8 protein-coding genes are annotated in these 9,969 nt (G+C 69.6%); 6 read left to right on the top strand and 2 right to left on the bottom strand.

The window, feature by feature from the left end; genetic code table 11:
• Nucleotides 1-34 precede the first annotated feature (34 nt).
• Complete coding sequence (locus GUY60_RS27690) at nucleotides 35-394, top strand: cupin domain-containing protein (RefSeq protein WP_161702610.1); 360 nt, start codon at nucleotides 35-37, stop codon at nucleotides 392-394.
• Nucleotides 395-431: 37 nt separating this feature from the next.
• Here GUY60_RS27690 and GUY60_RS27685 read toward each other — a convergent pair whose 3' ends face one another.
• Nucleotides 432-995, bottom strand: coding sequence for a methylated-DNA--[protein]-cysteine S-methyltransferase (locus tag GUY60_RS27685; RefSeq protein WP_312866448.1), 564 nt, complete (start codon nucleotides 993-995; stop codon nucleotides 432-434).
• Between the two features lie 135 nt (nucleotides 996-1,130).
• Entirely contained in the window at nucleotides 1,131-2,042 is a 912-nt protein-coding gene (locus tag GUY60_RS27680; protein ID WP_161702608.1) for a glycerophosphodiester phosphodiesterase family protein, read from the bottom strand.
• 264 nt (nucleotides 2,043-2,306) lie between these two features.
• Here GUY60_RS27680 and GUY60_RS27675 point away from each other — a divergent pair, with 264 nt between their 5' ends.
• The 5 genes from GUY60_RS27675 (at nucleotide 2,307) to GUY60_RS27655 (ending at nucleotide 9,835) form a co-directional block, all read left to right on the top strand.
• Nucleotides 2,307-3,212, top strand: a complete 906-nt coding sequence (locus GUY60_RS27675; protein WP_161702606.1) for an MHYT domain-containing protein — start codon at nucleotides 2,307-2,309, stop codon at nucleotides 3,210-3,212.
• 66 nt (nucleotides 3,213-3,278) lie between these two features.
• Nucleotides 3,279-5,453 (top strand): excinuclease ABC subunit UvrB, encoded by a 2,175-nt coding sequence (uvrB, locus tag GUY60_RS27670; RefSeq protein ID WP_161702604.1) that lies wholly within the window; start codon nucleotides 3,279-3,281, stop codon nucleotides 5,451-5,453.
• Between the two features lie 199 nt (nucleotides 5,454-5,652).
• Nucleotides 5,653-6,231, top strand: a complete 579-nt coding sequence (locus GUY60_RS27665) for a TerD family protein (protein ID WP_161702602.1) — start codon at nucleotides 5,653-5,655, stop codon at nucleotides 6,229-6,231.
• A 109-nt stretch (nucleotides 6,232-6,340) separates the two neighbouring features.
• Complete coding sequence (locus GUY60_RS27660; RefSeq protein WP_161702600.1) at nucleotides 6,341-8,479, top strand: TerD family protein; 2,139 nt, start codon at nucleotides 6,341-6,343, stop codon at nucleotides 8,477-8,479.
• Nucleotides 8,480-8,773: 294 nt separating this feature from the next.
• Nucleotides 8,774-9,835, top strand: a complete 1,062-nt coding sequence (locus GUY60_RS27655; RefSeq protein ID WP_312866447.1) for a TerC family protein — start codon at nucleotides 8,774-8,776, stop codon at nucleotides 9,833-9,835.
• Nucleotides 9,836-9,969: the final 134 nt, after the last annotated feature.

Raw genomic sequence — 9,969 nt, 5'->3', positions numbered from 1 at the left:
CCCCCTCTCCACCCGCGCTCTAGAGTGATCGCCCATGACGACCACCCAAGCCCCCGCCTCCTTCGCCGCGCACATCCCCGATGCCGTACTGGAACCGGAACCGCTCGACCCGGATCAGATCGTCTCCGGCGACCCCGTAGTGACCGGCAAGGTTCTGTGGGAGTCGCCGGACGGACGGCAGGCGCGGGGTATCTGGCAGATCACCCCCGGCGTTGTGACGGACACCGAGGCCGACGAACTCTTCGTCGTCGTGAGCGGGCGCGCCACGGTCGAGGTGGAGGGCGGTGACGTGCTGGAGCTGGGCCCCGGTGACATGGCGGTGCTGCGCGCGGGCGACCGCACGACCTGGACGGTGCACGAGACGCTGCGCAAGGCGTACCACGTCAACCTCTAGCCGCCACCCGGCGAGACGCCCCGGCCGCCGCGACCGTTCAGAACAGCGGCTGCGGCAGGACCCCTTCGAGGGCGAGCAGTTGGCGCTTGGTCTCCAGGCCGCCGCCGAAGCCGCCTATGCCGCCGTCGCTCTCGACCACGCGATGGCACGGCACCACGACGGGAAGGGGATTGGCGCCCATGGCCGCACCCACGGCCTGGGCCGCTCCCGGCTGGCCGACACGGGCCGCAAGATCGCCGTACCCCACCACCGTGCCGTACGGCACGCCGGAGGCGAGCTCGCGCAGGACCTCGCGGTTGAACCCGGAGATCAGCGTCCAGTCCAGATCGAGCGTGAAGGCCCGCAGCTCACCGGCGAAGTAGGCCGCGAGCTGGCGTATCGGCTCCGCGAGGCGCGGGGAGGCAGGGGCCTTGACCGGCGCGCCGCCGAAGCGGGCGGCGAGCCGCTCGACACTCGCCTTCCGCACCGCGTCATCGGCGTGGAAGACGACATTGACGAGCCCCTGACCGGTCGCGGCCAGGAGCAGCGGGCCGATGTCGCTCTCGACAACGGCCCACTCGACGCCCTGGCCGGTGGTCTGCGGATCACGGTTCGCTTTCACACAGACCACCGTACGGCCGGGCACTGACAACGGGCCCGTCACCGGCGGAACGAACAGCCGGAACGGGCCCCGCCGCTCAGCCCGCTCAGCCCCGTACGACCCGGACGGCACGAGCGCCGAGACGGCTCGGGCGGCTCAGTCCTCGGCGATGGCCGAGCGCACCACGTCCGGCTTGTTGCTGATGATGCCGTTCACCCCGAACCCGGCGGCCCGCTGGGCGTCGGCCGCCTCGTCGACGGTCCACGTGAAGATCTCCAACGGCTTGCCGTGCGGACCCTCCTGCTTGTGGATCGCGGCGACGTACTCGTCCGAGATCGTGGTGTGCCGCGAGTTGATCTGGTCGACGAACCGCGCGTACTCGGGCAGTTCGGCGGCCGTGGGCGTACCCAGGAAGCCCTTCTTGATGTCGGGCCGCAGGGCGTGCACCGTCTTCATGCTCTGCGCGCTGAAGCTCTGCCACACCAGCTTGCTGTTGATGTGGTGCTCGTCGAGCCAGCCCGTCTTCTGCAGCACCCGCAGGGTGTCCAGCTCGATCCCCGGGTACAGCTCCGGCTTCTTGACCTCGAGGACCAGCTTCTGGTTGTTGTGCGACAGCCGGTTCATGTACTGCTCGAGGGTCGGCACGCGCGCGCCCGCGTACTTGGCGTCGAACCAACTGCCCGCGTCCAACTGGGAGATCTCGGCGGCGGTGAAGTCCGCGACCTTCCACGGGGAGCGGTCGGGGAACACCTCCTCGGCGTTCGTCGTCCGCTTCAGGTTGTCGTCGTGCATGATGACGAGCTCGCCGTCCTTGGTGCGCTGCACGTCGTTCTCGACCCAACGGAAGCCCATGTCGCGGGCCTTGTCGATGGCCGCGAGGGTGTTCTCGGGCGCGTAGGCGGAGGCGCCGCGGTGCGCGACGACGAGGGGGCTGTCGGTCTCTGTGGAGAGCGGGGTGGCCGCGGATGTGCGCTCGGGGGAGGCCGCTTGTGCGGTGGCCGTGGGGAGCAAGAGCGCGCCGACTCCCAGTAGCGCTGCTGCGGTTGCTGCTGCGGGGCGTGCGTACACGTGAACTCCTCGGGTCGATAGATCGCGGACCGGACGAGGGTGACAGTCCATGACCAACGCCGGACTGGCTCCGGATGGACACAGGTTGAACGGAGTTGCCCCGAGACAGCCCGAACACGCCCATCCCGCCTGATTCTTTGCCGAAAAATCGCTAGTACGTTCCTCAGTGCGCTCTAATCTCTGCTCAACCACTGCCTCAAGAGCAGCGGTTGAGCGGGGGCTCAAGAGGATTTCGGGTCAATTCGGGTGGAAGGGCTGCCGCGCATGCAGGGGACCGTCGACGGATTCAGTTATGGGCTCGTCACGCCCGTGGTCGCTTACCTCATGGCCTGCCTCGGCGGCGCGCTCGGGCTGCGCTGCACCACCAGATCGCTGCTCGTGGAGAACGCCTGGCGGCCCGGCTGGCTCGCGCTCGGCTCGGCCGCCATCGGATCCGGCATCTGGACCATGCACTTCGTCGCGATGATGGGGTTCACGGTCGAGGAGGCGCCGATCCGGTACGACGTCCCGATCACCTTCGCCAGCCTCGCCGTCGCGATCGTCATGGTCGGCATCGGCATCTTCATCGTCGGCTACCGCGGTGCGACGGTCATGGCGCTGTTCACGGGCGGCACCATCACAGGCCTCGGCGTCGCCTCCATGCACTATCTGGGCATGGCCGGAATGCGATTGCACGGCGCACTCCGGTACGACACCCTCACGGTTTCCTTCTCCGTGGTGATCGCCGTCGTCGCAGCGACCGCCGCCCTGTGGGCCGCCGCACAGGTCCGGGGATTCGTCTGGAGCCTCGGCGCCAGCCTCGTCATGGGGCTCGCGGTCAGCGGCATGCACTACACCGGAATGGCCGCCCTCGAGGTCCGTGTGCACACGCACGGCATCGGTGACCGGCCGGCCGGTGACGCCCCCGCCGAACTCCTCGCGCTGATGATGGTCGGGCCGCTCGCCTTCCTCGTCCTCGCCGGCGTCGTCGTGATGTTCGACCCGCTGATGATGCTGGGCAAGGGCGACCGGCAGGCCGCCGAGCCGGGCGCGCGACCGGGCCCCGGCCGCCCGGCGCAGCGTCCCGGCGTCCCGGCCCACAGCCCCGGCGCCCGCGGTCGCCTCCCGCGCCCGCGCCGCGGCCCCGCCACCGCACCGCCCCGAGGGCCCCGCTCCCGCCAGAACCGGTGATCACCGCGGGGTCGCGCCGGACGGTTCCGGGGCCGGTTGTCAGTGGGGAGTCGTACGGTGGTTCTCATGCGGCCCGTATCCAAGATCGAACGCACGGTGGCACCTTTCGAGGTCGTCAGTCCGTACCAGCCAAGCGGCGACCAGCCGACCGCCATCGCCGACCTCGAGCGGCGTATCCGCGCTGGTGAGAAGGACGTCGTCCTGCTCGGCGCGACCGGCACCGGCAAGTCCGCCACCACCGCGTGGATGATCGAGAAGCTGCAGCGCCCCACCCTCGTGATGGCGCCGAACAAGACGCTCGCGGCCCAGCTGGCCAACGAGTTCCGCGAGCTCCTGCCGAACAACGCGGTCGAGTACTTCGTCTCGTACTACGACTACTACCAGCCCGAGGCGTACGTCCCGCAGTCGGACACCTACATCGAGAAGGACTCCTCGATCAACGAAGAGGTGGAGCGCCTGCGCCACTCCGCCACGAACTCCCTGCTGACCCGGCGCGACGTCATCGTGGTCGCCTCGGTCTCCTGCATCTACGGCCTGGGCACCCCGCAGGAGTACGTCGACCGCATGGTCCAGCTGAAGGTCGGCGACGAGATCGACCGCGACCAGCTGCTGCGCCGCTTCGTCGACATCCAGTACACGCGTAACGACCTCGCGTTCACCCGCGGCACCTTCCGGGTGCGCGGCGACACCATCGAGATCTTCCCGGTGTACGAGGAACTCGCGGTCCGCATCGAGATGTTCGGCGACGAGATCGAGGCCCTCTCCACCCTGCACCCGCTCACCGGCGAGGTCATCAGCGACGACGAGTATCTGTACGTCTTCCCGGCCACGCACTATGTCGCGGGCCCGGAGCGCATGGAGAAGGCCGTCACCGGCATCGAGAAGGAGCTCGACCAGCGCCTCGCCGAGCTGGAGAAGCAGGGCAAGATGCTGGAGGCCCAGCGGCTGCGCATGCGCACCACGTACGACCTGGAGATGCTCCGCCAGATCGGCTCCTGCTCCGGCATCGAGAACTACTCGATGCACTTCGACGACCGCGCCCCCGGCACAGCGCCGAACACGCTGCTCGACTACTTCCCCGAGGACTTCCTGCTCGTCCTGGACGAGTCGCACGTCACCGTGCCGCAGATCGGCGCCATGTACGAGGGCGACGCCTCCCGCAAGCGCACCCTCGTCGACCACGGCTTCCGCCTGCCGTCCGCACTCGACAACCGCCCCCTGAAGTGGGAGGAGTTCCAGAAGCGCATCGGCCAGACCGTCTACCTCTCGGCCACACCCGGTGCGTACGAACTCTCGCGCGGCGACGGGTACGTCGAGCAGATCATCCGCCCCACCGGCCTGGTGGACCCGGAAGTCGTCGTGAAGCCCACGGAGGGGCAGATCGACGACCTGGTGCACGAGATCCGCACCCGCGCGGAGAAGGACGAGCGCGTCCTCGTCACCACACTCACCAAGAAGATGGCCGAGGACCTCACCGACTACTTCCTCGAACTCGGCATCCAGGTTCGCTACTTGCACAGCGACGTCGACACCCTGCGCCGCGTGGAACTCCTGCGCGAGCTGCGCGCGGGCGAGTTCGACGTCCTGGTCGGCATCAACCTCCTCCGCGAGGGCCTCGACCTGCCCGAGGTGTCCCTGGTGTCGATCCTCGACGCCGACAAGGAGGGCTTCCTGCGCTCCGGCACCTCCCTGATCCAGACCATCGGCCGCGCCGCGCGCAACGTCTCCGGACAGGTCCATATGTACGCGGACAAGATCACGCCGGCGATGGAGAAGGCCATCGACGAGACCAACCGGCGCCGCGAGAAGCAGGTCGCGTACAACAAGGCGAACGGCATCGACCCCCAGCCGCTCCGCAAGAAGATCAACGACATCGTCTCGGCCATCGCCCGTGAAGAGGTCGACACGGAGGAGCTCCTCGGCTCCGGGTACCGCAAGTCCAAGGACGGCAAGGGCGCCAAGGCGCCGGTGCCCTCACTCGGCTCCGCGAAGGCCGACGGCGGCACCGCGGGCAAGGCCGCCAAGGGGGCGAAAAAGAGCGCCAAGTCCGCGAAGGGCAAGGCCGAGCAGGCGCCGACCGACCGCCCCGCCGCCCAACTCGCCGAGCAGATCGAGGAGATGACCGACCGGATGCGGGCTGCGGCCGCCGACCTCCAGTTCGAGGTCGCCGCACGACTGCGCGACGAGGTGCACGAGATGAAGAAGGAACTGCGCCAGATGAGAGAGGCGGGGCTGTCCTGAGGGGCGCGGGGGAAGCCTGAGCGCCCGGCCGGGCGAGGCCCGTCCGGCCGGTGCGCCGACAGGGCCGGGCGGTGTGTTGCAAGAACGCCACAAACAACCGCCGGGCTGCGGTGATGTACGTCGCACTGCGTAGGGTGCTGACCAGCCGACCGCGACTGGGGCGATCGGTCGTCGGTAAGGGTTCGAGAGGGGACACTGCGTGTCGGTCAACATGGCCAAGGGGCAGGCGATCAGCCTGCAGAAGGACGACGGGGGCACCCTGACCGCGGTGCGCATGGGGCTCGGCTGGCAGGCGGCGCAGCGCCGCGGCCTGTTCGGCTCCCGGACCAAGGAGGTCGACCTCGACGCGTCGGCGGTCCTCTTCGCCGACAAGGAGCCGGTCGACGTGGTGTTCTTCCGGCACCTCGTCAGCGACGACGGCTCGGTGCGGCACACCGGCGACAACCTCGTCGGCGGCGTCGGCCAGGGCGGCGACGACGAGGCGATCCTCGTCGACCTCCAGCGGGTCCCGGTCCACATCGACCAGATCGTCTTCACGGTGAACTCCTTCACCGGCCAGACCTTCCAGGAAGTGCAGAACGCCTTCTGCCGCCTGGTGGACGAGACCAACGGCCAGGAGACGGCCCGCTACACCCTCGACGGCGGCGGCCAGTACACCGCCCAGATCATGGCGAAGGTGCACCGCGTGGGCGCGGGCTGGTCCATGACGGCCCTCGGCACCGCGGCCAACGGCCGCACGTTCCAGGACCTGATGCCGTCGATCCTGCCGCACCTGTAACGGACGCGGACCCGGCCGCGCGGTCAACTCGCGGCGGTGGCAACACAGCAGTGGCAACACAGCGGTGGCAACACATCTGAAGAGAAGCGCGACGAGGGGAACGAAGGCGATGACGGCCGAGCTGGTCAGGGGCCAGAACCATGTACTGCCCCGGACCCGACTTGAGATCCGGGTGTCGGCCGGCCGGCCGATCGTGGCGGGCGCGACGATCAGCGACGAGCAGGGCAAGGTACGCGGTGGCGACTGGGTGGCGCACCCCGGATCGCCCAGCCTGCCGGGCCTGGAAGTCTCCAAGCAGGCCGCCGCCGACCACCGCCTCGCCGTGGACCTGGGCGCCCTGCCGCCCGGCGCCGACCGGGTCAACATCCTCCTCGCACTGCCCGTCACGAGCGGCGCACCCGGCGAGGGCGGCGGGTCAGGAGCGGTCAGCTTCGGCGCCCTTGCCGCACCGTTCGTCGCGGTGACCGGACTCGACGGCTCCGAGATCGCCAGCTACACCATCACCGACCTCGGCGCCGAGTCCGCCGTCGTCGCCCTTGAGCTGTACCGCCGACAGAACGCCTGGAAGGTGCGCGCCGTCGGCCAGGGGTACGCGGGCGGCCTCGCCGAGATGCTCACCGACCAGGGCCTGGCGGAAGCGCGCGAGCTGGCCGCACGGATCCTGGACGCGGTGGCGAGCGGCATGGCCCGTTCCGTCGCCCCGCCCCCGCAGCGCACGGCGGAGTCCGACCGGGTACGGCAGTCCGCGCAGTCCGCGCAGTCCGCGCAGTCCGGGCAGTCCGCGCAGTCCGGCACCGACGGCCACAGCCACGGCCACAGCACCCAGTCCGCCGCGCCCGCCCCGGCGGAGGGGTACACCGCCGGGTCCGCTGGCGAGCAGGACGACTTCACCCTCCAACGCCCCGCCCCGCCCACCTCCATGACGCCGGATCAGCCGGGGCAGCCGGATCAGCCGGGTCGGCCCGAAGTCGCCGACCAGCAGGGCCAGTCGGCGCAGACCCCCGACGCGGCGTCCACCGGCGGGCCCGTCGACTACACCCACCCCTCACGTCGTACCGCCGCACCGCCCGTACCCGCGCCGACCGCACCACCCGCGGAGCCGGGACAGCCCGCGCGGCCGGTCGCCGGCGACGCGAACGGCTGGTCCATGGAGGAGCGGCTCTACAACCAGGTGTGGGGCATGTTCGAGGACCTGGCCCGCAGCGTGGCCGCGTACCGCAGCGCCGTCGACTTCGCCGAGTCCCGTATGGAGAAGGAGCTCGACCAGGTCCTCTCCGACCCGCGCAGCAGGATCGGCGGGCAGGGCGACGCCGCGCGGGAAGCGGCCCGCGCCAAGCAGGCCAAGCTCGTCGAGCAGGCGAGAGCGGTCCTCGACCGGGATCTGGCCCAGCTCGCCGCCGAGTCCGAGGTGGTCGAGCCCGCGCTGCCGCCGCCCTTCGCGGCCTGGGACAACCCGGTCTGGCACGCGTACCGCGTCCCCATGGAGATCCCCATGGCCCTGCGCCTCGGCGATCTGCACCTGCCCGAAAGCGCCGACCTGCGGATCCCGATGCTGATGAGGCTGCCGCTCGAGCGCGGCCTGTGGATCGACAGCGGACGCAACGCCTCCTCGGCGACCGCGTCCCTCGCCGACAGCGACGAGATGGGCCGCCTCGCCATGGACACCGCCGTGGCCATCGCCGCCCGGCTGCTCGCGGTCTATCCGCCCGGTGACTTCGCGGTGCACGTCATCGACCCCGCGGGTACGGCGACCGGTTCGCTTGCGCCGCTGCGGGACGCCGGAGTGCTCGCCGGGTCGCCCACCGCGGGCGCGACCGGGGTGTCCGAGACGCTGGCCCAGCTGACCCGCCGGGTCGACCTGGTGCAGATGGCGGTGCGGGCCCGCGCCGCCGACTCGCTCCCGCCCGACGTGGACACCGCCGAGCAGCTCCTGATCGTCAACGACTTCCCGCACGGCTTCGACGACCGCGCCGTGACCCAGCTGCGCTACCTCGCAGACGAGGGGCCCGCCGTCGGCGTCCACCTGATGATGGTCGCCGACCGCGAGCAGGCCTCCGGGTTCGGACCGGTGCTCGACCCGCTGTGGCGCGCGCTGCTGCGGCTCACGCCGGTGCCCGACGACCACCTCGCGGACCCGTGGGTCGGCCACGCCTGGACGTACGAGCCGGCGCTCACCCCGCCCGGCAGTCAGGTGCTGCCGGACGTGCTCGCGCGGGTGGCGGACGCCCGCCGGGCCTGGGGCCGCTGAGCCGAGACCGGCCGCAGACGAGGGCTTTTGCTCAGTAATCCTCTGGCAAAAGCCCTCTGGCCTGCGGTTTTGGCTTGTGCTTTACCTCACGCTTTACCTTTCTTTGGTAATTCGCGTAGTCTTCTTCTCGCGGAGGGGAGTACTCCTGACTGCGGCGTTCCCGTCAATACGGACCTGGGCCAGGTCCCGGGGCGTCGGCCCGTGTGGCGCTCGTGCAGACGACGTCCCGGGTGGAAGAGACCTCCGGCAGCGACGACGCTGGTGTTTGTGCCGTTACGTACTGCCGGAGGCGCAGTGGATGTTTCCCTGACCATGTGGGTCCTCACGATCGTGGGTCTGTGTGCCCTGATCGGCGCGGACTTCTTCATCGGGCGTAAGCCCCATGACGTATCCATCAAGGAAGCCGGAGTCTGGACGGTCGTCTGGATCGTCCTGGCGGCCCTGTTCGGGCTCGGGCTTCTGATCTTCGGTGGCGGACAGCCCGCCGGAGAGTTCTTCGCCGGCTTCATCACCGAGAAGTCGCTGAGCGTCGACAACCTCTTTGTCTTCGTGATCATCATGGCGAAGTTCGCGGTGCCGTCGCAGTACCAGCAGCGCGTGCTGCTGGTCGGCGTCCTCATCGCCCTCGTGCTCCGCGCGATCTTCATCGCCGCAGGTGCCGCGATCATCACGAGCTTCTCGTGGGTGTTCTACATCTTCGGCGCGTTCCTCATCTACACCGCCTGGAAGCTGATCCAGGAGGCCCGAGCGAACGACGAAGACGAGGAGTGGGAGGAGAACAAGCTGCTGAAGGCGGCCGAGAAGCGCTTCGGCGTGGCCGACCGCTACCACGGCACCAAGCTGTGGATCCAGCAGAACGGCAAGAAGGTCATGACGCCGATGCTGGTCGTCATGCTGGCGATCGGCACGACCGACGTCCTCTTCGCCCTCGACTCCATCCCGGCGATCTTCGGCCTGACCCAGGACCCGTACATCGTCTTCACCGCGAACGCCTTCGCGCTGATGGGTCTGCGGCAGCTGTACTTCCTCATCGGCGGACTGCTCAGGAAGCTGGTCCACCTGAGCTACGGCCTGTCGGTCATCCTCGGCTTCATCGGTGTGAAGCTGGTGCTGCACGCCCTGCACGAGAGCGGTGTGCACGTACCGGAGATCTCCATTCCGTTCTCCTTGGGTGTCATCTGCGCCGTGCTGGTCGTCACGACGATCACCAGCCTGATCGCCTCGAAGAAGCAGGAGAAGGCGGCAGCCGCGGAGCCGCCGAAGACCGACTCCGCCGAGACCGACGCCGGCAAGGGCGACACGGTCAAGGTCGAGTCCGGCAAGGCCGAGTCCACCAAGGACGACATCGAGGCCTGACGTCCGGCGGCTCGCGCGCCGGGTCACCACGACAGCCCGTCTCCGCCCCGAACCGGGGTGTAGGCGGGCTGTCGACGATCTGTCGACGGGACGCGAGACCGTCGCCCCATGACTTCGTACGCCGACTCCCTCCC

It is taken from the genome of Streptomyces boluensis, from assembly GCF_009908195.1.
In the GTDB taxonomy this organism is placed as follows: Bacteria; Actinomycetota; Actinomycetes; order Streptomycetales; family Streptomycetaceae; genus Streptomyces; species Streptomyces boluensis.
The sequence above is the reverse complement of the archived record's forward strand: the minus strand, read 5'-3'. Positions and strand labels throughout refer to the sequence as shown.